At 34.7% G+C, this 25,325-nt stretch carries 16 protein-coding genes and 1 tRNA gene; 6 read left to right on the top strand and 11 right to left on the bottom strand.

Annotation, left to right across the window (positions count from 1 at the left end; translation table 11 throughout):
* Positions 1-23: 23 nt before the first annotated feature.
* Both M4I21_RS07880 and M4I21_RS07875 read right to left on the bottom strand, forming a co-directional pair.
* Positions 24-3,146, bottom strand: coding sequence for a TAT-variant-translocated molybdopterin oxidoreductase (locus M4I21_RS07880; RefSeq protein ID WP_249558569.1), 3,123 nt, complete (start codon positions 3,144-3,146; stop codon positions 24-26).
* Between the two features lie 35 nt (positions 3,147-3,181).
* Positions 3,182-4,507 carry a c-type cytochrome gene (locus M4I21_RS07875; RefSeq protein ID WP_249558568.1) on the bottom strand — a complete coding sequence of 442 codons (1,326 nt, stop codon included), beginning with the start codon at positions 4,505-4,507 and terminating at the stop codon, positions 3,182-3,184.
* 230 nt (positions 4,508-4,737) lie between these two features.
* Here M4I21_RS07875 and M4I21_RS07870 point away from each other — a divergent pair, with 230 nt between their 5' ends.
* On the top strand, positions 4,738-5,112 hold the full coding sequence (locus M4I21_RS07870; protein ID WP_249558567.1) for an SPOR domain-containing protein: 375 nt from the start codon (positions 4,738-4,740) through the stop codon (positions 5,110-5,112).
* Positions 5,113-5,377: 265 nt separating this feature from the next.
* Positions 5,378-5,596 (top strand): hypothetical protein, encoded by a 219-nt coding sequence (locus tag M4I21_RS07865; RefSeq protein WP_249558566.1) that lies wholly within the window; start codon positions 5,378-5,380, stop codon positions 5,594-5,596.
* 71 nt (positions 5,597-5,667) lie between these two features.
* On the opposite strand, the gene infB is transcribed toward M4I21_RS07865, so the two are convergent.
* Genes infB through rimP form a run of 3 tightly spaced genes read right to left on the bottom strand, consistent with a single transcriptional unit; the run spans position 5,668 to position 10,299 of the window.
* The gene (gene infB, locus M4I21_RS07860) at positions 5,668-8,547 is read right to left on the bottom strand and encodes a translation initiation factor IF-2 (RefSeq protein ID WP_249558565.1); all 2,880 of its coding nucleotides are present in this window, start codon (positions 8,545-8,547) and stop codon (positions 5,668-5,670) included.
* A 41-nt stretch (positions 8,548-8,588) separates the two neighbouring features.
* Complete coding sequence (gene nusA / locus M4I21_RS07855; protein ID WP_249558564.1) at positions 8,589-9,821, bottom strand: transcription termination factor NusA; 1,233 nt, start codon at positions 9,819-9,821, stop codon at positions 8,589-8,591.
* Between the two features lie 13 nt (positions 9,822-9,834).
* On the bottom strand, positions 9,835-10,299 hold the full coding sequence (gene rimP / locus M4I21_RS07850) for a ribosome assembly cofactor RimP (RefSeq protein WP_249558563.1): 465 nt from the start codon (positions 10,297-10,299) through the stop codon (positions 9,835-9,837).
* A 200-nt stretch (positions 10,300-10,499) separates the two neighbouring features.
* On the opposite strand from rimP, the gene M4I21_RS07845 reads away from it, so the two are divergent.
* Positions 10,500-11,846, top strand: coding sequence for a cation:proton antiporter domain-containing protein (locus tag M4I21_RS07845; protein ID WP_249558562.1), 1,347 nt, complete (start codon positions 10,500-10,502; stop codon positions 11,844-11,846).
* Positions 11,847-11,896: 50 nt separating this feature from the next.
* Here M4I21_RS07845 and M4I21_RS07840 read toward each other — a convergent pair.
* Positions 11,897-11,968, bottom strand: a tRNA-Gln gene (locus M4I21_RS07840).
* A gap of 155 nt (positions 11,969-12,123) precedes the next feature.
* Between M4I21_RS07840 and M4I21_RS07835 the strand changes: the two genes are divergently transcribed.
* A complete protein-coding gene (locus M4I21_RS07835; RefSeq protein WP_249558561.1) occupies positions 12,124-15,480 on the top strand; it encodes a protein O-mannosyl-transferase family in 3,357 nt (1,118 codons plus the stop codon).
* Between the two features lie 47 nt (positions 15,481-15,527).
* Here M4I21_RS07835 and M4I21_RS07830 read toward each other — a convergent pair whose 3' ends face one another.
* The 3 genes from M4I21_RS07830 to M4I21_RS07820 all read right to left on the bottom strand — a co-directional run bounded on the left by M4I21_RS07830 (position 15,528) and on the right by M4I21_RS07820 (position 17,921).
* Entirely contained in the window at positions 15,528-15,824 is a 297-nt protein-coding gene (locus M4I21_RS07830; RefSeq protein WP_249558560.1) for a thioredoxin family protein, read from the bottom strand.
* A gap of 92 nt (positions 15,825-15,916) precedes the next feature.
* Positions 15,917-17,143, bottom strand: coding sequence for a metallophosphoesterase (locus M4I21_RS07825; protein ID WP_249558559.1), 1,227 nt, complete (start codon positions 17,141-17,143; stop codon positions 15,917-15,919).
* A gap of 49 nt (positions 17,144-17,192) precedes the next feature.
* Positions 17,193-17,921, bottom strand: a complete 729-nt coding sequence (locus M4I21_RS07820) for a copper homeostasis protein CutC (RefSeq protein WP_249558558.1) — start codon at positions 17,919-17,921, stop codon at positions 17,193-17,195.
* 41 nt (positions 17,922-17,962) lie between these two features.
* Here M4I21_RS07820 and M4I21_RS07815 point away from each other — a divergent pair, with 41 nt between their 5' ends.
* Together M4I21_RS07815 and polA are read left to right on the top strand one after the other, a co-directional pair.
* Positions 17,963-18,955 (top strand): isoaspartyl peptidase/L-asparaginase family protein, encoded by a 993-nt coding sequence (locus M4I21_RS07815; RefSeq protein ID WP_249558557.1) that lies wholly within the window; start codon positions 17,963-17,965, stop codon positions 18,953-18,955.
* A 48-nt stretch (positions 18,956-19,003) separates the two neighbouring features.
* On the top strand, positions 19,004-21,847 hold the full coding sequence (gene polA, locus M4I21_RS07810; RefSeq protein ID WP_249558556.1) for a DNA polymerase I: 2,844 nt from the start codon (positions 19,004-19,006) through the stop codon (positions 21,845-21,847).
* Positions 21,848-21,919: 72 nt separating this feature from the next.
* Here polA and M4I21_RS07805 read toward each other — a convergent pair whose 3' ends face one another.
* Positions 21,920-22,405 (bottom strand): lipocalin family protein, encoded by a 486-nt coding sequence (locus tag M4I21_RS07805; RefSeq protein ID WP_249558555.1) that lies wholly within the window; start codon positions 22,403-22,405, stop codon positions 21,920-21,922.
* Positions 22,406-22,474: 69 nt separating this feature from the next.
* Positions 22,475-25,099, bottom strand: coding sequence for a DUF5916 domain-containing protein (locus M4I21_RS07800; RefSeq protein ID WP_249558554.1), 2,625 nt, complete (start codon positions 25,097-25,099; stop codon positions 22,475-22,477).
* Between the last annotated feature and the right edge of the window lie 226 nt (positions 25,100-25,325).

Raw genomic sequence — 25,325 nt, 5'->3', positions numbered from 1 at the left:
TATAGTTACGTTCCGTTAATTAATTATGATTCTTGTGTATTTCTCACTTTAACATGATAGAAAACATTTGGCTTTGTACCAATGTGCTCTAATAAATGATACATACGATCGCTTTCTTTTAATTCTGCAACCTCACTTTCGGTATCATTTATATCTCCAAATACCATTGCGCCACTGCTACACGCAGCAGAACAAGCCGTTTGAAACTCACTATCTTTAACTGTACGCCCGTCTCTCTTAGCATCTAAAATTGACTTTTGAGTCATTTGGATACACATAGAGCATTTTTCCATTACCCCACGAGAACGAACATTTACATCTGGATTAATTACCATTTTTCCTAAATCATTATTCATATGGTAATCAAACTCGTCATTGTTATTATACAAGAACCAGTTAAAACGACGCACCTTATAAGGACAGTTGTTTGCACAGTATCTTGTACCTACACATCTGTTATACGCCATATGGTTTTGACCTTGTCTACTATGAGATGTTGCAGCAACTGGACATACTGTTTCACACGGAGCGTGATTACAGTGCTGACACATTACCGGCTGAAAAGCAACTTGTGGATTAGCAGAAGGATCTTCTAACTCACCAAATCCACCTAAAGAACCTTTATCCCCAGTTAAACCATCAAACTCATCTTTCTTAATATTATCACCTTCAAAAGTCTCCTCAGAAGAGTAATATCTATCGATACGCAACCAGTGCATATCTCTAGATTTACGAATTTCATCTTTACCAACTACAGGCACATTGTTTTCTGCGTGACAAGCTATAACACAAGCCCCACAACCAGTACATGCATTTAAATCTATAGACAAGTTAAAGTGATGTCCAACAGAACGATCAAAATCATCCCACAAACTAACTGAAACAGCATCTACTTCTTCATGATTTAAGGATACTTTAGGAGAAGGATTCCATTCAGCATGATCTTTAGTATTAAAAATCTCTAATGTAGTTTCCTTAATAATATCACCCCTACCCATTAATGTCTTATGAAGCTGAACACATGCAAACTCATGCATACCATCAGCCTTAGAGATAGAAACAGATTGATTAGAAACACCGCCTTGGTACAATGCAAAAGCATTTACACCAGTTTGCATTTCTGACTGCAACCCTGCTTTTCTACCATAACCAAACGAAAGACCAACAGATCCCGGTGCTTGACCCGGTTGAATTATAACAGGAACTCCTTTTAACTCTGAGTCACCAACCTTAACATTTACCTTACTACCATCTAAACCACCATTTGCAACATGATCATTAATTAGACCTAATTTCTCTGCATCTGCTTTAGATATAGTAACATAATTATCCCAAGAAACTCTTGTAATTGGATCTGGAAATTCTTGCAACCATGGATTATTAGCCTGCTGACCATCCCCCATACCAACTTTAGAATATAAAACCAACTCCATATCTGAAGAAGCAGATTTAGACAACTTAGTAGCCGCCATAGATAAATCTACCAATGAAGAAACCATTGGCTCTTCAGAAATAACTGAAGCTACAGTTTCCTCAACTACATCTACAACTGAAGATGAGGCTTTATAAACACCATCGTGCAATGCTTGATTCCACTCACCATCTCCCAAGATAGAAGAACTCCAAGTTTCTTTAATATAATCGTAATACGTTTTATCAGAACCCATCCACATTAATAATGAAGATTGGAATTGACGCGTATCAAAAATTTCTTTAATTGTAGGCTGCATCAATGAGTAATGTCCTTTTTTAATCTGAACATCTCCCCAAGATTCCAAATAATTTGGAGCCGCTGCAGCGTAAGTAGAAACCGCTACAGTTTCATTATTATTCTGTGCAAAAGCAACAGACAAATCAACCTTAGATAAAGCATCCGTAAACTCTGCCGAATTAGGCATTGTATAAACAGGATTCACACCATCCATAAGAAGTGCTCCAACTTTACCAGATTTCATATCTGCAACTAACTTAGCAACAGCTTTTGCATCACCTTGTCTAACATACTTAGGAGCCTTAGCATCAAAAGCAACACTAGAAATAGACTCATTAATTGCCAAAACAATAGCCTGAGCATCTTTATCATCTAAACCAGTAACAAGAACTGCATTTTTACCTGCTTTCTTAAATTCCTTAGCAGTAGCATCTACCACTTTAGAAATATTTTCTGTCAATTCACCACCAACAGAAACGCCCATCAACTTACCGTACAACTTAGCCAAAGCTACTTTTTGTTGCGACGGAGTTAAAAGAACTCTCTTATCTGCATTAGCACCAGTTAAAGACATATTAGCCTCAAACTGTATATGCCTAGACATTTTTCCATTTTTAGGGATACGACCAGCAGAGTAAGAACTATCATAACCACCACCTTGCCAATCCCCTAAGAAATCTGCTCCAATAGAAACTATTAAACCAGCTTTACTAAAGTCATAATCAGCCAAAGCTCTCTCACCATACTTTTCTTCAAAAGCATTTAAAGCAGCATCAGCAGAAATAGCATCATAAGTAACATGATTTACATTACCACCATAAACCTCTTTAAATTCCGCTACTAATTTTAATGTAGACGGACTAGCATAAGTCTGAGTTAACAATGCAATTTGCTTACTAGATCCTTTTAACGAAGCTAATTTAGATTTAACTGCAGTATCTAAAACAGACCATTCTACAGCTTCACCCTTAGCCAAAGGACCTTGTAACCTTTTACTATCATATAAAGACAAAACAGAAGCTTGAACACGAGCATTTGCCGATCCATTAACTTTAGCATCTGTATTATTCTCTATTTTTATTGGTCTACCCTCACGAGTCTTAACCAAAACACTTGCAAAATCAAAACCATCTGCTATTGTTGTTGCGTAATAATTAGCAACACCAGGAATAATCTGCTCTGGTTGAACCACATAAGGTATAGATTTTACAACCGGCCCCTCACAAGCAGCCATTGTTGCAGCAGCAGTACTAAAACCTACATACTTTAAAAAATCTCTCCTATTAGTAGAACTAGCCGCTAAACCTTCCTTATCACCTAAGAAATCTTCAACAGGAATTTCCTGAACAAATTCGTTTTGTTTTAGCGCCTCAACAATGGAATCGTTAGGATTTAACTCCGCTTCGCTTTTCCAATATTTTTTGTTTGATGACATACGATATATCTGAAATTATCTTCTTTTACAATCAATTAATAGTGACACTTACCACATTCTAAACCACCTTGCATAGCAGCCGTAAGCTTCTCTACACCATATTTTTTAGAAAGCTCTTCATGAATTTTATCATAATAAGCATTACCCTCCATCTTAACATTTGTCTCTCTATGACAGTTAATACACCAGCCCATAGTTAATGGAGCATGTTGACTAACAACTTCCATTTCCTCAATTGGACCATGACAAGTCTGACACTCGACACCAGCAACACTAACATGCTGAGAGTGATTAAAGTAAACAAAATCTGGTAAATTATGTATTCTAACCCACTCTACAGGTTTAGAATCACCAGTATATTTTTGATTCTCCTCATCCCAACCAACGGCTGCATAAAGTTTTTTTATCTCTTTAGTATAAAACTCATTTGTATACCCATTTTCTATATCCGACTGAGAAGGCCCTTCTGCATTCCCTTTGTACTCATAAATAGATTTATGACAGTTCATACAGACATTTAACGAAGGTATACCCGAAGTTTTAGAAACTCTTGCTGAAGAGTGACAATACTTACAATCTACCTTATTATCACCAGCATGCACTTTATGAGAAAAATGAATTGGCTGAACAGGCTCGTAACCTTGATCTATACCAACCTGCATAAAGAACCCATAAACAAAATAAGCACTTGTCAACAACAAAAACACAACAGAAACCAATACTAAAAATTGATTTTTTACAAAAGCCTTCCAAATTGGAATTCTTTTTTCTGCCTTTTCACGTTCAACATCAATACCATTTGCCTTAGCAATATTACGCAAAGTCATATTCACCATAAACAACATAGCAACCAACAAAGCAAAAACCAAAGCTAAAGCCCCTAATATAACTTCATTAGAAACACCACTAGAATCAGCAGAACCTCCTACAGCTCCAGGAACCGCTGCGGCCGCAACAGGCGCCTCTTCTTTTGCCGCTGTATAAGCTAATACATTATCTATATCCTCATTACTTAATGTCGGAAATGGAGTCATTGCTGTATTGTTATACTCTGCAAAAATCTTATTCGCATAAGAATCACCCGACTTAATAACACCCGCACTATTTTTCACCCATGCGTAAATCCACTCACGATCTAAACCTTCTTCTTCGATACGCGCTTCTATATTCCTTAAAGCAGGACCAGTACCTTTTCTATCCAAAGAGTGACACGATGCACAATTCTGATTAAAGATCTGCTTCCCTTTCGCAGGATCAGCGTTTTCTGATTGAGAAAATAGGGATACTGAAAATAGCATTATAGCTATCAGATTGACACCCAAAAATTTAGAAAGTTGATTACGGTATAAAACCTTTTTCATATTTAAAATATTTCTATCGAAATCTTGACACGATATTTACTATTCAATGGACACACGCCATTTATCGCTTCTTAAATTGAAGGCAAAAATACGACATAGTCTTAAATTTGGAAATGTTCAGGGATTTATAATTTATAATTTATAATAATTCTAAATAATATTTATGCCTTATGTTTGATTTATAATATTTTACATTTGTAGTAGCATATTAACATTAACATATACTACCAATGAAAACACTTTACTGCAGCTTACTACTCCTTACTTTTAGCGCTTTTAGCTTTGCACAAGAGGGAGAAGTAACTATTAATCAAGATAAAAACATTGATAAGCTTTTAAACCTGTACACAGAAAGCAACAAAACATCTAAATACTACACTATACAGATACACTCGAGCCAAAGTCCATCTAAAGCAAATAGCGAAAAATCTAATGCAGAAGGAAATTTCCCAGACTGGTTTACAGAAATTAGCTTTGACCAGCCCAACTACAAAGTTAGAATAGGAAAATTTAACACCAAGTTTGAAGCACAACAGAAGCTAATAGAAGCTCACAAAAAATACCCTAATGCCTTCTTAATTGCAAATCAAAGGGAGAAAAAATAAATACCCATTAAATTACTTAAGCGACTCAGGAATGAGTCGCTTTTTTTTATTTTAAAAAGTACACATTTAGACAAAATTTTAAAGTATAAAATAAAATTCTAATTTTATAAAGAAACAAAACCCAAAACATATCAAAACAAAGAAAATCTACAGCTCGATACTTCTTTTAACTCTAAGCACTATCAAGAAGGAGAAACAATAACTAAAAGAAAATAACACAACGCAACAAATAAAAACTGGAGAACTAATTGCCACACCATTTTCTGTGCAAATAAACAATAACAAAAATCTAACAGAAGCAAATAAAGCAAAAGAAGATGCAAAAAGAGACTTCCTAAGAATTACAAACTATCTAAGACTAAACAATAAAAGATACAGTATTACTTTAGGCAAATATAAAACCTTAGAAGAAGCACAGCATTCATTAAAAATAATCAAAAAGACATATCCAAACGCAACATTAATCTCCAATCAAAAAGATTAATCTAACAAACAATGCAAAACAAAAAAGCGACTCATTTCTGAGTCGCTTTTTTTATATCTAAACTAAAAGTCTTACTTCAACTTCTTCTTTACTGCTACTTCTTGGAAAGCTTCAATTATGTCACCTTCTTTAATATCATTGTAGTTCTTAACCTGAAGACCACAATCATACCCTTTAGCAACCTCCTTAGCATCATCTTTAAATCTCTTTAATGATGATAGCTCTCCAGTGTAGATAACTACACCATCACGAATTAAACGCATTCCAGCACTTCTAACCAACTTACCAGTTAATACCATACAACCTGCAATTGTACCAACCTTAGATATTTTAAAGGTCTCACGAATTTCAGCAGTACCCAATATCTCTTCCTTCATAACTGGAGAAAGCATACCTTCCATTGCATCTTTAAGATCGTTAATTGCAGCATAAATAATAGAATACATTCTAATATCTATTTCTTCTTTCTCTGCAATCATTCTTGCATTACCCATTGGTCTTACATTAAATCCGATTATAATTGCATCAGAAGCAGAAGCTAACAACACATCAGATTCTGTAATTGGACCAACAGCTTTATGTATAATATTTATTTGTATTTCTTCAGTAGACAGTTTCTGGAAAGAATCTGTTAACGCCTCTACAGAACCATCAACATCACCCTTAAGTATAATATTAAGTTCTTTAAAGTCACCTAAAGCAATACGTCTTCCTATTTCATCTAAAGTAATATGACGTTGTGTACGCACAGATTGCTCTCTTTGTAATTGAGATCGTTTAGATGCTATCTGTTTAGCTTCACGCTCATCTTCTAACACATTAAACTTATCACCTGCTTGTGGCGCACCATCCAAACCTAATATAGATATAGGAGTAGAAGGACCAACTGCTTGAAGATTATTACCACGCTCATCTTGCATCGCCTTAATCTTACCACTACAAGTACCAGCTAAAACATAGTCTCCTATTTTTAATGTACCTGCCTGAACTAAGATCGTAGAAACATATCCTCTACCTTTATCCAAGAATGCCTCTACAACTGTACCAGAAGCTAACTTATCTGGATTAGCTTTTAGCTCTAACAACTCAGCCTCTAGCAATACTTTTTCTAAAAGCTCCTTAACACCTGTACCTTTTTTAGCAGATATTTCTTGAGATTGTATTTTACCACCCCAGTCTTCTACTAATAAATTCATTTGAGAAAGTCCCTCCTTAATCCTATCAGGATTAGCTGCAGGTCTATCTATTTTGTTAATTGCAAAAACAATAGGAACTCCAGCTGCTTGCGCATGACTAATAGCTTCTTTTGTTTGTGGCATAATATCATCATCAGCCGCAATAACAATAATTGCAATATCGGTAACTTGAGCACCACGTGCACGCATCGCCGTAAAAGCTTCGTGACCTGGTGTATCTAGAAATGCAATTTTTTGTCCATTATCTAACTTCACACCGTATGCACCAATATGTTGCGTAATACCACCACTCTCACCTGCAATTACATTTTCTTTACGAATGTAATCTAACAATGAAGTTTTACCGTGATCTACGTGACCCATAACAGTAACAATAGGAGCTCTTTCTTTTAAATCTTCAGGAGCATCAACATCCTCTACAATAGATTCTTCAATCTCTGCAGCAATAAACTCTACTTCATAACCAAATTCTTCTGCTACTATAGATAATGTCTCAGCATCTAAACGCTGATTCATCGTCACCATAATACCTAAAGACATACAAGCAGAAATAATCTGAGTACTAGAAACCTCCATCATCGTAGCAACTTCTCCAACAGTAACAAATTCAGTTACTTTTAAGATTTTACTTTCTAATTCTTGTTTTTCTAGATCCTTCTCTGTCTGCTGACGGTGTTGATCTCTTTTATCTCTTCTATGTTTTGCCCCTTTTCCTTTTTTAGATTTACCTTGAAGTTTCTCCAAAGTCTCTCTAACTTGCTTTTGAACCTCTTCTTCAGTTGGTTCAACTTTTACAATAGGAGCACTATTAAATCTTCCTCTAGCAGCAACAGGTTTTCTTGCACCACCAGCTTGACCTGCTGGTCTTGGATTACCTCCAGGGCCTTTATTACTACTAACAATTCTCTTACGACGCTTTTTCTTATCAGCACCAGCACCTTTAGGAGCCTCTTTCTTTTTAGGCTTATTAAATTGAGATAAATCAATTTTAGCACCCGTAAGCTTTGGTCCCGAAAGTTTTTGATACTGCGTAGTAATTACATCGTTTTCCTTTGTCTCTGTTACTTCTTCAGCAGGTTTCTCTGCAGGCTTTTCTACAGATTTTTTATCCACTTCAACCTTAACTGGCTCTTCCTTTTTAACAGGAACTACCGGAGCAGGTTTCTTTTTCACTGGGGCAGATCTTTTCTTCACCGCATCCAAATCTATTTTACCAACAGTTTTTGGACCAGGCAATTCTACCTTAGTACTTTTCATAGTAGAAGTCTCTTTAACCACAGGTTTTTCAACAGGCTTAGATTCTTCTTTAACTATTGGCTTTTCTTGCTGCACAGGCTTCTCCTCTTTTGGAGCTACCTTTTGTTGCACAGGAGCAGGCTTCTTTTTACCAGCATCAAGATCTATTTTACCAACTGTCTTTGGACCAGACAATTCGGCTTTAGCCTTAATAACTTCTTGAGCAGCCGCTCTTTTTTCTCTAGCCAAACGCTTTTCTTCTTGCTCTTGCTCTAATTGCAATCTAAGCGCTTCTTTTTCCTTACGTTTTTCCTCGCCGACTTCCTTAGAAGCAACTTTCTTGCTCATATCCGTCTGGAATTCATCCAAAAGAATTTGATACACCTCATTGGAAATCTTAGTAGTAGGCCTTGCCTCCACCTCACGTCCTTTGGACGAAAGATGATCTATAGCCCTATCTAAAGAAATATTTAATTCCCTGAGGACTTTATTGAGCCTTATTGTTGCATTCTCTGCCATAAACAAGTATTCGTATTCTTAAATTTTTGCTAATATATAGCTTAATCTTCTAATTCTTCTTTAAGTATGCGTACAACTTCTAAAATAGTTTCAACTTCTAAATCAGTACGCTTTGCTAAATCTTCAGAATCTTGCTCTAATACGCTTCTCGCAGTATCCAAACCAATCTTCTTAAATTCCTCTATAATCCAGCCTTCAATTTCATCAGAGAACTCTGTTAACTCAACATCCTCTTCTACTCCTTCACGGAATACATCAATCTCATAACCAGTTAATTGCCCTGCAAGTCTAATATTGTGACCTCCTCTACCTATCGCCCTAGAAACTTCATCCGGCTTAAGATAAACTTGCGCTGTCATTTTCTCATCATTTAACTTAACTGATGATATTTTAGCAGGACTCAATGCTCTTGTAACTAATAATTGCGGATTACCAGTCCAGTTAACAACATCGATATTTTCATTACCTAATTCTCTAACAATACCATGTATTCTAGAACCCTTAACACCTACACAGGCACCAACAGGATCTATACGATCATCATAAGAATCTACAGCAACCTTTGCTTTTTCTCCTGGGATACGAACTACTTTTTTAATTGTAATTAAACCATCAAAAACTTCTGGTATCTCTTGAAAAAATAATTGCTCTAAGAATTTAGGTGATGTTCTAGACATTATAATAGAAGGCTTATTACCTTTAAGCTCTACACTCTCTATAATACCACGAACATTATCTCCCTTTCTAAAAAAGTCTGAAGGTATCTGCCTATCTTTTGGCATCACAATCTCGTTACCTTCATCATCTACTAGAATTACAGCTCTATGTCTAATATGGTGAACTTCTGCTGTATATATTTCACCTTCTAATTCTTTAAACTGCTTGTATATTGTTGTATTGTCATGCTCATGAATTTTAGCAATTAGATTTTGACGTAATGCTAAAATAGCACGTCTACCCAAATCTATAAGCTTTACCTCCTCAGATACATCTTCACCAACTTCAAAATCTGGCTCAATCTTGCGCGCATCTATTAATGAAATTTCCTCATTAGGCTCCTCGACCTCACCATCTTCAACAACAATACGGTTTCTCCATATCTCTAAATCCCCTTTATCTGGATTTATAATGATATCAAAGTTATCATCAGAACCAAACTTCTTCTTCAAAGCATTACGAAATACTTCTTCCAAAATTGCCATTAACGTTACCCTATCAATGAATTTATCATCTTTAAATTCTGAGAAAGATTCTATTAGCGCAATATTTTCCATATTGATTTATTTATTAAAATTTTAATATAACTTTTGCTTCTTTAATCTCAGAAAAAGGAATCTCTTCTTTTTTCTGAACGGTAACTTTTCCTTTACCTACGGGCTTCGGTTCTCTTGCCTTCCACTCCAATGTAACAGTCTCTTCAGAAGCGGCAGTTAACAGCCCTTCAAATTTACGACCTTCTGTCGTTTTAACCTCTAAATTTCTTCCAATATTTTTAACATATTGCCTAGGTAAAACTAATGGCGACGTAGCACCTGCAGAAGCAACCTCCAAAGAAAAGTCTTGCTCTTCTCTATCTAAATTGTTTTCTATAGCTCTATTAACAGCCATACATTCTTTAAGAGTAACTCCATTATCACCATCTAAAACAATATTTATTTTAAAATCAGGTGCTATAGTAAAATCTATTAAGAACAATGTTGGGTTTTCTTCTAAAAAGCCCTCTAATAGCGCTGTAACTTGTTTTTTAAACATAACTCTTTTTACAGAAATTTATTAAACCAAAAAAAGTATAGCTAATAAAAGAGGGGACTATTAAGTCCCCTCATGAATACAATATATTCTTTCAGTTCTGCAAAGGTACATATTTTTTTTCACAAAATAAAGTCATCCTAACTGTTGTTTAACTAATTATGTAGTATTTTTAAATTCTAAACACAAACTAACATCCTAAAATGGAAATATTATCTTCTTACAACCTTATTATTGCCGCATCAGTTATTATTATCATCTCTTTTCTATTTAACGGAATTTCAAAAAAAACAAATATACCTTCTGTACTAATGCTTATCATTTTAGGTGTAATACTTAAATATGTATTAGAATTTATAGGCGAAGGCAGCATTAATTTTTTCCCTTCACTAGAACTTCTTGGTATTGTTGGTCTTATTATGATTGTACTAGAAGCTGCCTTGGAACTAAAATTAAAGCGAGAAAAACTTGTACCCATATTAAAATCTATGGCCATAGCCCTTATTGGGCTAGTTGCCTCCGCATACGTGGCTGCTCTAATTCTGCATGAGTTTATAGAAGGCATGACAATGCAATCTGCTTGGCTATATGCAACACCCCTATCTATATTATCTAGCGCTATTATTATCCCAAGTGTTAGTGGCTTGTCTGAAAATAAAAAGGAATTTCATATCTACGAAAGTACATTCTCTGACATTATGGGAATTATGATGTTTTACTTTTTAACAGGAAACCTAAACCCAACAGAAGGCGCCGGTAACGGAGCTGCTGGTTTTGCAGGTAACATTGGACTAACAATTGTTATCTCTATAATTGCGAGTTACGCTATTATCTTAGTTTTTCAACAAATAAAATCGCAAGCAAAGCAGTTCTTACTAATTGCCGTTCTACTATTATTATATGCGCTAGGTAAAAAACTACACCTATCATCATTAATCATAATTTTAATATTTGGACTTATCATAGCCAATATGAATCTATTTTTCGGAGGCTTCTTATCTAAGTATCTAAACAAGGAACGCGCAGAACAAATTTACCATGAATTACATATTATAACACTAGAGACCGCTTTTGTTGTGCGTACATTCTTCTTTGTCATTTTTGGTATCACCATAGTAATATCATCTTTATTTAGCGTTAACGTAGCCATAACAAGTGTTTTAATTATTGCATCCATATATATTATTAGATTTATAGTATTGCGCGTTTTTATCGGCAGTGATATTTTACCTCAATTATTTATTGCTCCAAGAGGCTTAATTACAGTATTATTATTCTACGCTATACCCAAAGAAGCAGAAATAGAAGCATTTGATTCTGGTATTTTACTGTTTGTTATTATCGGAACTAGCTTAATTATGACAGCTGCAATGATCAAGGATAAGCGAAAAATGAATACTCTTTTAGATGAGATTGATGAAGATATAGATGAACTAGACAAGTTACATGACGAGAATGAAAATGAAGATTATAACGACATAAGCAACAATACAGATCTAGAACTACCTGAAGAAGAAAGCCTTGACAACGACAATCACATAAATCATTAAAAAACAAAAAACCCGATATCAAATGATATCGGGTTTTTACTTAATTTTAGTTGGCCCACAAGGACTCGAACCTTGAATGTCGGTACCAAAAACCGGTGTGTTACCAATTACACCATGGGCCAATCTCTGTTAAGAGGATGCAAATTTATAATAAAGTTTCGTTTACACAAAACATTTTCGTAAAAATTTTAAAAACTTTGTTAAACCTTTATAAAATTTTATCTTTCGTATCTCAATTTATCACTAAATTCGCCTTAATTCATAAACAAAACACTGTATGTTCTCTAAGAATTTTAAAAAATGGGATACTACCCTAGGTTGGGCAGCTTTTTTAATCGCTTTAATTACTTATTTATTAACTGTAGAACCTACAGGCAGTTTTTGGGATGCTGGAGAATATATAGCAACATCTGCCAAACTACAAGTTGGTCACCCACCAGGAGCACCATTATTACAAATGATAGGCGCGTTCTTTGCCATGTTTGCAACAGACGAGACTAAAGTTGCTAGTATGGTAAATTTTGTATCCGGAGCTTCTAGTGCATTTACAATTCTGTTTATGTTCTGGTCTATTACCAATTTAGCAAAAAAGCTTATTCTTAAAGAAGCAAATAGCGTATTAACAAACAGCAAAGCAATAGCAATTCTAGGTAGTGGCTTAGTTGGCTCTTTAGCTTTTGCTTTTTCTGATAGCTTTTGGTTTAATGCAGTAGAGACAGAGGTTTATGCAATGGCAAGTTTTGTAATGGCCTTATTACTTTGGCTAGGACTTAAATGGACTGATGAATTGGAAGACCCAAGAGGAAACCGTTGGATAATTATGATCTCATTTGTTGTAGGTCTTACTTTTGGAATACAATTCATGGGCTTTTTAGCCATACCTACGATTGGATTATTATTCTACTTTAAAAAATACAAAGACACAACAGTAAAAAACTTCTTAATAGCAAACATAGCAGTTATTTCTATTTTAATGTTGGTTTATAAATTCTCTTTAACATATGTACTAATGTTATTTGGCTGGAGTGAAGTTTTCTTTATAAACAGCATTGGACTGCCTTTTAACTCTGGTTCTATAATTATGGGACTTGTTTTTATTGCCGTTTTTGCCGCTAGTTTAAATTACACTAGAAAAAATAACTTTAAAACCGTTAATACTATTGTACTATGTTTAATGTTTTTGTTTTTAGGTTTTTCTTCGTGGCTTATGCTACCAATACGCGCTAATGCAGATGTGGTTATAAACGAGAATGACCCATCTGACGCAAGATCTTTACTAGCATACTACAATAGAGAACAATACCCTAGCGTAGACAGCCCTATTTTTGGAGCTTATTATTCTGATGCATTCTCTTCTGGAGGAGAAAAAAAAGATGGAAAACCTAAGTATGAAAAAAATGAAGCTCTTGGAAAATATGTAATTGTAAACAACTACAAAGACGCAGAACAAGGTGCAGATAAAAAGCATATGGGTCTTTTACCTAGAATGTGGTCTAGAGAAAATGCCGAGAATTACATGACCTATTATGGCGCTCTTGATTTTAAGATAAAACCTAAGCATTTAGGAATTAAAGAATTAAGAGACGTTTGCCAACAACTTAAAAGTGGTCACGCAAACGGAGAAATTGGCACAGACCAATACATAAAAGTATTAAAAGAATTTATTGATGAAGGCTACATAGAAGTACTACCTCCAAGCATTTGGGATAATGTTAGATATATGTTAGATTTTCAGTTTGGCTATATGTACTGGCGTTACTTTATGTGGAATTTTGTTGGCAAGCAAGACGACATACAGGGTAGATACAACAACCACGGAAATTGGATAAGCGGAATTAACTTTATAGATAACAGCCTTGTTGGCAGTCAAGAAAACTTACCTAGCGACATACTAGACAACAAAGGAAGAAATACCTATTTCTTTTTACCTTTAATACTAGGACTAATTGGTATTTTCTTTCAAATTAAAAAAGACCCTAAACAGTTTTGGGCATTATTAGTTTTCTTTTTATTTACCGGTTTAGCCATTCAATTTTACACAAACCCCTCTATATTTCAACCTAGAGAAAGAGATTACTCATTAGTTGGTTCTTTTTATGTATTTGCACTTTGGATAGGACTTGGAGTTGCAGGTTTGTATGATGAATTAAGAAAATTAACTTCAGCTAAAATTATAGCTCCAATAATAACTGTTGTATGCTTATTAGCAGTACCAACATTAATGGCTTTTCAAAACTGGGACGACCATGATAGATCAGACAAATTTACAGCCAACAGTACAGCAAGATCTTATTTAGACTCTACAGATGAAAACGTAGGCGCTATTATATTTACTATTGGAGATAATGACACATTCCCGCTATGGTACCTACAAGAGATTGAAGGCTACCGTACAGATGTACGTGTAGTAAACACAAGTTTATTTGCTACAGATTGGTACATAGACCAAATGAAAAAGAAAGCATACACAAGCGACCCTATACCATCTCAATTAACACATGATAAATATAAATATGGCTCGCGAGATGTTGTTTACGAACAACCTTTACCACAATTTAAAGATAAGAGGTTAGACATAAAAGATTTTATGAACTGGATTGGGAGTGATAAACCACAGAACAAGCTAAGATATATTTACGCAAAACAAGGAGCAGATCTTAGTCAATATCCAGATAATTTATTAGATCTAGTATATTACCCAACAAAAAAAATACGCGTACCCGTTAACAAAGCAAACGTTTTAGCTAGTGGCATTGTTAAACCAGAAGACGCAGATTTAATTGTAGACTATATAGATATAGACCTACCAGGATACCTAAGCAAGAACCGTTTACTAATGCTAGACTTACTTGCCAATAACGACTGGAAACGTCCTATATACTTCTCTGGAGGTAGTTTTGATAATGGGGAATATATTTGGATGAAAGACTATTTACAACTAGATGGCTTAGCATACAAGTTAGTACCTATTAAAACTAAAAACCCAAATCCTTATGATATGGGCCGTATAGATAGTGAGTTAATGTATAGCATTGTTAAAAAATGGAAATGGGGCAATTCAGGCAGTCCTAAAATATACCATGACCCACAAACAAGATCTCAATCTATTAGCTTTAGAGGTAATTTAGCTAGACTAACAGAACAGCTTCTAGAAGAAAACAAAATAGAGAAAGCTAAAGAAATTATTGATATAGCCATGACTAATATGCCTGTAGACTATTTTGGCTATTATGCATTTGTAGAACCTTTTGTAGACGGATATTATAAAGTTGGCGAAACCAAAAAAGCAAAAGATTTATACCGCCAACTTAAAACTAAGTACCAAGAAAACTTAGCGTATTACAAGACGCTAGATTTAAATCTGCAGTACGATAGAGAGAATGAAATACTTGGCGATCTAGAAAGCTACTTTAGATTGGTTGACATACTAAAGAAGAACAATGACCCTGACGCTGAAAAAGAAGCGTTAATTGCAAAGGAACTCCTAAGAAAATTTGATCACCTAAGAGGATCTAAAAGGTTACAATTACAAGAAGAAAAGCCAAGAGAAGAGCCTATGGTAGATCCCGACTTGCAAGATTCTAATACAATAATTGATACAAACAACACAGAACAAGAAGAAGCCGGCAACTAATTAGCGCCAGCTTCTTTTTATAATAGAATACGTTTAAGATTGTTTTTTTACAAATAATCGTTAAGCAAAGTAATAAGTGTATTGGCGTCTTGCTCACCGCTTTGGCGCCATACCATTTCTCCGTTTTTGTAGATCATTAATGTAGGCAAGCCCTTAACTCGCAATGCTTGTGCTAGTTCTTTATTCTTATCTACATCAATCTTAATAATTTTACCTTTATCACCTAAAGCAGCGGCTACATCCCTTAGAATAGGGTGCATTAACGATGACTGCTCATTCCATTCCGCATAAAAATCCAGCAAAACAGGTACGTTTAAATCTATAAGTTCTCCAAATTTAGACATAAATAAATCTTAGGGTTGTTAATCAAAAGTAAGAAAAATTGTTAAAACAAAAAGCCTAGCAACTATTATTACGCTTTTACAAGTGGCAAAAACTACGCCAGTTCTTTCTTTTTTAGTGTTATTACAGTAATTTCTGGCCATATACCTACTCTACCCGGATATCCTAAATAACCAAAACCGCGGTTTACATTTATATACTGCCCCATCTCTTTGTAAATACCTGCCCAATAGCGGTACCTCCATTTAATAGGACTCCATTTAATCCATCCAGGAATTTCAATTCCAAATTGCATACCATGTGTATGCCCACTTAACGTTAAATGATAATGATAATCATCTTTAATAACCTCATGCTCCCAATGAGAAGGATCGTGACTCATTAGTATTTTAAAGTCCTCTTTAGACACTTTAGAACTAGCTTTTTTTAAATCACCAGCCTTTTTAAAACCACCTACACCCCAGTTTTCTACACCTACTAAAGCTATTTTATCATCTCCTTTTTGCAAAAATCGACTATCATTTAACAACAAATCAAAACCAATTTCATTTTGAATACTTTTTAACTTATCCAGGTTCTCTTCTTTTAACTCTTCAGTGTCCCAATCTACATAGTCACCATAATCGTGATTTCCTAAAATAGAAAACTTACCATCCTTAGCTTCTAACTTAGAAAACACATGTTTCCAAGGCTCCATTTCATCAGCTATATTATTTACCATATCACCCGTAAATAACAAGACATCACTCTTCTGTTCATTAATTAAATCTATTGCATATTTTATTTTCTCTTCATCATCAAAACTGCCACTGTGTATATCTGATATTTGCGTAATCTGATATCCATCAAAAGCATCTGGCAAATCATTAAAAGCCAACTCGTACTTTAAAACCTTAAAGTTATACTTACCTTTTACCATACCATACAACAATGCACCAAACGGCAAAGCAGCGAGACCCAAACCTATTAAACTTAAAAAACGTCTGCGACTTGGCAACGCAAACTCTTTAGAAGTTCCAAAAAACTTAGAGTATATACCTACTAAAACTCGTACAATATCTTCAAAAAACAGAAAAACAAGCAATACTAAGTTAAATGCCATAACACTTAACAAAAGGCCAAAAGCATAACTCATAGATAAACTTATTACACGCCCTTCATTACCTACACTAAACTTGTATATAAAGTTACCTACAGCTAATAAAGAAACCACTATATATAAATAATGGATCCAATTAATTTTAGTTGCTGCTTTTAAAGCTTGAAAAGCATAGAGTCCAAAAACAGTATAAATAATTACAAAAATAATCCAACGCAGCATAGTCTACTTTTTTTACAAAGGTATTTGTTTGATAAAGAGATTACCTTATTTAAGAGTTATTTAACAAAGCAACAACTTGCCCTATGGAATCTACGCTAGAAATAGCAACTTGGTTTTCCTCTAAAAAAGAAACTGAATTCATTGATAAAGGAACATTAGAATCTAATGTTTTATAAAACTTTACCCCAGACATATGTATCACTTTAAAATGCGCTTCTTTAAACTTATTTATAGTATCCGGTTTTACACCCCCTCCAGGCATAATTAAACAAGTCGTGCTCATTTTATTTAATTTAGACAGCAGAGAAAAACCTAAAGGTGCACTTACCTCTTGACCCGAAGACAACACATAATCAGCCCCCATATCTTGTAATTTCTGAAATGTTATAATAGGATCTACAACCCAATCAAAAGCCCTATGAAATGTAAACTTCAACTCCTTAGCCTCCTTAATTAATTCTTTAGTTCTTATAGCGTCTAACGTAAAATCTTTATGCAAAACACCAGAGACTACGCCCCCACATCCCAACGCTACACACATTCGAATATCCTGCAGCATAACGTCAAACTCTGTGTTAGAATAAGTAAAATCACCGCTTCTTGGCCTAATTAAAACATGTACAGGTATAGTTAATGCACTAAGAACAGCTTTTAACAAACCATAAGAAGGAGTTACACCACCAACACCAAGCTCCATACACAACTCTATTCTATTGGCACCCGCTTTTTCTGCGTTTAAGGCAGATTCCACCGAATTTGCACACACTTCTAAAATCATATTCATTATATTTAAAGCCTAAAATTAGTCAACCTACTATTATGAATCGAAGAAAGTTTTTAAAAAATTCATCTTTAAGCACAGCCGTATTTATATCCGCTCCAATTTTAGCTTCTTGTGAAAACAAAAAGCCAGTTGCAGTCATAGCAGAATCAAAAACAGTTAAACCCATCGCTATTTGCACTTGGAATTTTAAAAATGCCAATGATAAAGCCTGGGATGTTTTAGCCAAAGGCGGAAATTCTTTAGACGCAGTAGAGCAAGGCGTAATGATTGAAGAGGCCGACATAAACAACAACACAGTAGGTATTGGCGGAAGACCAGATCGTGATGGTAATGTAACCTTAGATGCTTGCATTATGGACAAAGATGGAAATTGCGGAGCTGTAGTTTACCTACAGAACATTATACATCCAGTCTCTGTCGCCCGTAAAGTAATGGAAAAAACTCCACATATAATTTTAGCAGGTAAAGGCGCAGAACAGTTTGCATATGAGCAAGGATTTAAAAAAGAAAACTTGCTTACTGAGAAATCTAAAAACGATTGGCTAGAATGGAAAAAGACTTCTAAATACGAAACCATTATTAATATAGAAAACCACGATACTATTGGAATGTTAGCAATGGACAAAAATGGAGACATTTCTGGAGCCTGCACCACAAGTGGTATGGCATATAAAGTTGGTGGTCGTGTTGGCGACTCCCCTATTATTGGCGCTGGTTTATTTGTAGATAATGAAATTGGTGGTGCAACAGCAACTGGTGTTGGAGAAGAAGTAATAAGAACAGTAGGTAGTTTTTTAATTGTAGAATTAATGCGCCAAGGAAAATCACCACAAGAAGCCTGCGAAGAAGGAGTTAAAAGAATTATGGCTAAAAACAAAGATAGAGAAGATTTTCAGATAGGCTTTTTAGCAATGAACAAAAAAGGAGAAACAGGTGGCTATTGTGTACATCCAGGTTTTACATACCGTAAAGCCACTACAGAAAACAACACCAACGAACACGTAAATTCTTTTTACCAGAAAGACTAAATACAAAACAACAATTAGTAGTTTTGACACTTAATTATAGAATATAAAATGGCAGATCAAAAAAGACTTTTTTTACTAGATGCATTCGCTTTAATTTTTAGAGGATATTACGCATTTATAAAAAACCCAAGAATAAACTCTAAAGGATTAGATACATCGGCGATATTAGGTTTTACAAACTCTTTATTAGACGTAATTAAAAGAGAAAGGCCAGACCATTTAGCAGTTTGTTTTGATCGTGGCGGCAGTAAAGATCGTGTAGAAATGTTCGAAGCCTACAAAGCAAATCGTGATGCCACGCCAGAAGCAATAAAACTTGCCATACCTTATATAGAAGAAATATTAAGAGCAATGCACATACCCGTTATTGTAAAAGAAGGATATGAGGCAGATGATATCATAGGAACACTTGCTAAAAAAGCAGAAAAAGAAAACTATAAAGTTTTTATGGTTACACCAGATAAAGATTTTGCACAGCTAGTATCTGAAAATATTTTTATGTACAGACCTATGTTTGGCGGCGGGTATGAAACCTGGGGTATTCCTGAAGTTCAAAAAAAGTTTGAAATTGAAAGACCTGAACAAGTCATAGATTTTTTAGGTATGATGGGGGATTCCGTAGACAACATACCGGGATTACCAGGAGTTGGAGAAAAGACTGCTAAGAAATTTTTAGCTGCTTATGGCAGCATGGAAGGTTTGCTAGAAAACACCCACGAACTAAAGGGTAAAATGAAAGAGAAGATAGAAGCAAATAAAGAGTTAGGGCTACTTTCTAAAAAACTTGCCCGTATTATGCTAGATGTTCCTGTTGAGTTTAACGAAAAAGAATACGAATTAGATCAGCCGGACTTAGTAAAAGTTACAGCAATATTTGAAGACTTAGAATTTAGAAGACTTGCAGATAACCTTATAAAAACATTTGCCACAGAAGCAACAACAAACAGCACAGATAGTAGTACTGAAAAATCAACAAAAAAACAAGACAAAACAAATACAGCAGGTGCTGGCCAATTTTCCCTATTTGGTGGTGGCGATGCACCATCTGCGACACAAGTACAGCAAGAATTATCCAGTAGAAAAACAAGTAAAGACATACCTCACGTATACCAAAGCGTTGCCCCCGGTATGGCTACGAAGTTATTTTTACAAAATTTAATGAAGCAAACTTCTGTTTGTTTTGACACTGAAACAACAGGTCTTAACCCACTTATAGCAGAGCTTGTAGGCATTGCCTTTTCTTGGGAAGCAGGTAAAGGCTTTTACATTCCTTTTCCAGAAGACAGAGACCAAGCTCAAGAATTAATAGAACAATTACGTCCGTTTTTTGAAAACGAAACAATTGAAAAAATAGGCCAAAACTTAAAGTACGACATTAAAGTACTTCGTAAATACAACCTTATTGTAAAAGGAACATACTTTGACACCATGCTTGCCCATTACCTGATTAATCCAGATATGCGACACAATATGGAAGTCTTAGCCGAAACATATTTAAACTACAGTCCCATTTCTATAACAGAACTAATTGGTAAAAAAGGCAAAAACCAATTGTCTATGCGTCAAGTTCCCTTAGAACAACAAACAGAATATGCGGTTGAAGATGCAGATATTACCCTACAATTAGCCAGTCATTTTAGACCAGAGCTTACAGCAGCCAAAACAGAAGACCTATTTAAAGATATTGAAATTCCCCTACTAAGTGTTTTAGCCGATATGGAGCTAGAAGGCATAAACTTAGATGTAGCTTTTTTAAATTCTTTATCCGAAGAACTAAATTCTGATATTAAAAACTTGGAAACTAAAATTTACGAAGCTGCTGATGAAGAATTTAACATTGCATCGCCTAAACAATTAGGAGAGGTACTATTTGGAAAACTAAAACTAGTAGACAAACCTAAGAAGACCAAGACTGGTCAGTATTCTACTGCAGAAGACGTTTTATCGTATTTAGCAAAAGACCACGAAATAATTAAAAATATTATAGAATACAGAGGATTAGCTAAATTAAAAAGCACATACATAGATGCATTACCGGGTCAAGTAGAAGAGGTTACTGGGCGTGTACATACGGACTACATGCAAACCGTTGCCGCAACAGGAAGATTAAGCAGCAACAACCCTAACTTACAAAATATACCTATACGTACTGAACGCGGTAGACAAGTGAGAAAAGCTTTTATACCAAGAGATGAAAACTATACTTTATTAGCTGCGGATTATTCACAAATAGAACTACGTATTATTGCTGCTTTAAGCGATGAAACAACAATGATAGAAGCCTTTAAAAATGGAGAAGACATTCACGCTTCTACCGCCTCTAAGGTCTTTAACGTACCACTTGAAGAAGTTACAAGAGAACAGCGTAGCAATGCCAAAACAGTGAACTTTGGTATTATTTACGGTGTATCTGCATTTGGACTTAGCAACCAAACAGATTTAAGCAGAAGCGAATCTAAAGAACTTATAGAAGCATACTACGAGACTTACCCTAAACTTAAAAAGTATATGGCTGAGTTAGTAGATTTTGCAAGAGATAATGGCTATGTACAAACTGTACTTGGGAGACGTAGATATTTAAAAGATATTAATTCTAGAAACGCAGTTGTTCGTGGTGCAGCAGAACGAAATGCGGTTAACGCACCTATACAAGGTAGCGCAGCAGATATTATAAAAATTGCGATGATTAATATTCATAAAAAACTTACACAAGGTAATTTTAAAACAAAAATGCTTTTACAAGTACATGATGAATTGGTTTTTGACGCACATAAAACAGAACTAGAAGAAGTAACACTGCTCATTAAAACCGAAATGGAAAACGCATACAAACTTACTGTGCCATTAGATGTAGAAATAGGCATTGGAGAAAACTGGCTAGTTGCCCATTAAATAATTTATTGTATCAAAAAAGGCTCGATAGAAATTTCTATCGAGCCTTTTTTGGTACAAATTTAAATAGTGTTACTTTTTTGTAAAAACGACATTTAAACCTGCGTAATTATCTTCATCTATATCTTCTCCTGCAATAGTTAATGTATTACCATCTAAAGCTATTTTTGTAACCGTTTTACCTCCATTAGGATCCGTAATAGTTAATTCATCTTCATTTAGCTCCCAAAGGCCAGCCAAAGTATCTGTCTGTTCTGGACAATCTACCTCTAAGCCCGTTGCCGTAGCATTAACCTCAATGTGATTTAATTTACTTTTTCCAACAACCGTATTATCAGCATTAAATGTATATGTAAATAAATTACATCCTTGACTTATTAAATCCTTAGCAATTTCTTGAGGTAAACTTACACTAGAAGACTCTTCTCTAGTAACATCAGAAATTTCCCAAGTACCAACCAAACTGTTCTCTGAAAAAATTTCTTTATCACTATCCGTAGAACAAGAAAAGTTCAAGAAACAAATGGCCGCTATAAATAATATACTTTTTTTAATCATCTTTTTTGAGTTATTAATTCTAAATAAAAACGCAAATTACTGTTTTATAGTATAAAACAGAAACTCAACTTATAAAATAAACCTATATGTGGCCTTTAATAAAATAGTATTATCCTTTTTACGATCTAATATTTGCTGATTTAAACTTCTACCTAAAGCATCAGATGGATTAGCCCTTCCTGTAAGCCCTTGTGACCAGACCAAAAATATTTCTGACCCAGGAATGTATTCCCATCGCAATACAAGATTGGACCTAAACTGCACAAAAGAAAAGTCAGGATCCCCAAACTCATAGTCAGATGCTGCATCTAAATCCTCATCAACAACATACAGATCATCAGTCTTAGTTATTTGGTTATCATTATACATTGTAATTCTATCATCTATACTACTCGCTGTAGGATCTGCAACATAGTTAAAGTTAGAGTATCGACCCCTAGAGATAAAAGGTTGGCCATAATACTGTAAACTTAAATTTGGATTTAAATTATAATTTAAACGTATTGAACTACTAAATGTTTTCTGATCAATTTCACCTAAAATATACCTAGTTCCTGTATTAATTGTGCGCTGTGAGATATATTGAGTTTTACTATTTTCGGTAGAAAACTCATTATCCATAGACAAACTAAAAGCATCTATAGGCTGGTAGTCTAACCTAAAAACATACCTACTATAAGTAAATGTGCCCTCTGCAGCCTTGTTAAAAACATAACCTAAAGTCGCATTAAACTTTTTTCTTTTATCAGACCCAGAAAACAAAGCAAATCCATTTTCTTTAGCAAAACGCCAACGTGGACCACCACGAAGATTAGAGTTACTATACATTATCGGGTTATGAGTAACTTCAAACTCTGTCCACCAATTGTTTTTATAACTTATATTTCCATTGAATTGGTATGACATTTCATTGTAGTTTCCATCAAAATCAAAAGTAGAATACTGCCCCAATTGTAATCGTATATTTCTATAAAAACTAGTTGGTTTTAAATACAAGCGCTGCACTTCTGCAAACTGAGTAATTTTATCTGCCTGACGTAAAAATCCAATATCATTAAGTTCTAACTCTGGAGAATACCAAAGTACACCACCTTCATAACGCCAATTACCGCCACCAGCCTTACCAAATTCTAATTTACCACCAGTACCAGTTAGAGATGTTCTATTTTCATCAAATTTTACATGACCAGCATCTACCCTATTAAATAAATGAGTAATAGACTTTTGCGTTCTCGCAATAGATTCTTTAGAGCCAGAAACAGTACTTGCAACCACATTACCTTCTATATAATAGGCTCTATTTTTCCAATTGTGTTTAAAGTCAACACCTGCAGACATAGCGGATTCTCTTAAAAAATCTAAATTATCTTCTAATTTTCTGTTTGTAGAAGTAAAAATTGCTCCTATGTAAGAGTTTCTATTATTAAAATCTTTTTGAGCCCTTGCTACTAAATAATTAGTTAGCGGTTCCACAAGCTCATCTCTTGGTTCTCCATTGTTATCTATTTCAGCATACATTTTTCCAGTTACACTCTCTAACAAACCAAGAGACCAACCACTTTTTGTTTTCCCAGAAAATTTTGCGGCACCAAGAATTGTAGTATTTTTTGGCACATCAATAAATTCGCCATCTTGCAATTGAGGCCTACCGTGCGGGTTACGACCTATACGTCTACTGTAAAACAAATTGTCTTGGCCGCTCGCAAATTCGTAATCAAAAATATTTTTGTTTTCAACAAAAAACGGACGTTGTTCTTTAAAAAATATTTGGAAACCATCTAAAGCAATTGCTCCAGGATCAGCTTCAACCTGACCAAAATCTGGATTTACAGTAAGGTCTAAAGTTAAGTCGTTAGTAATACCAATTTTTGCATCTAACCCACCATTAAAATCAAAATCCGAACCGTCTCTATAGGGATTATCAGGCTCTTTTGGGTAACTATCGTACTGATTAACAACAAAAGGTTGAATCTCTAATTGCTTCTGCGGCTTAATATTAAGCAATCCTCGTAGCTCACCAAACTCACTTACATAACCAGACGATTCAAGTGGAATACGTTGCCAAATAGACCGCTCTTCTTCCCTGAAAATTCTTCTTTTTACCTGCAAACCCCAAATTTGTTCTGCAGCATCACCAAATTTTAATTGGCTAAATGGTATTTTTAATTCTGCCGTCCAACCTTCTTCATCTAACTTAGAACTCCCATACCAAATAGGGTTCCAACTACTATCCCAACTACTTCCGTTTTCAGATATAAATTCATCTCCTTTTACACCTGCAACCGTAAATGTAAATGAAAAAGCGGTTCGTTTATCGTTGTAACTATCTATGTTAATTTCTACCCAATCTCCCTGAAAACCGTCTCTTCTAGACAAACGTTTTTCAATTTTATCTAACTCACTATCATAACATTTAAATGCTATGTATAAGAATTTATCATCGTAAACAATTTTAAATTTAGTCGGTTGTGTTGGCGCTGTATTTTCGTCTGGCCTCCACTCAACAAAATCGCCTTGCCATTCAGAATTTTGCCAAGCATCATCTGTTAAATAGCCATCAATAATTGGAGATTTTTTATTTTCTACGCTATTTGTAGTGTATACCCTTTTTGGAACTTGTATATTTGCACTTTCTTGTGAAAAAAGTGAAAAAGTAAAAAATACTATTACACTAGTTAGACTAAACTTTAACATTGGTGATTATGGTTATTATTTAATAGATGGTGTAAAAATAGCACTACTGTTGCGTAATTATCTCTTAAAAACACTTTTTTTTATTAAAATCGAAAAATATAAAGCTTCGAGAGTCAAGAAAATTACAGCTTTTAGAGTAAACAAAAAAAATAAACGGAAATAAGCATTTGTATTTCAAGTAAATAATTGTACATTTGCACCCCGTTTATCGGGATTAAGTAAATAA

It is taken from the genome of Cellulophaga sp. 20_2_10 (genome assembly GCF_023476645.1).
In the GTDB taxonomy this organism is placed as follows: Bacteria; Bacteroidota; Bacteroidia; order Flavobacteriales; family Flavobacteriaceae; genus Cellulophaga.
This window is presented reverse-complemented; position numbering and strand designations above follow the sequence as displayed.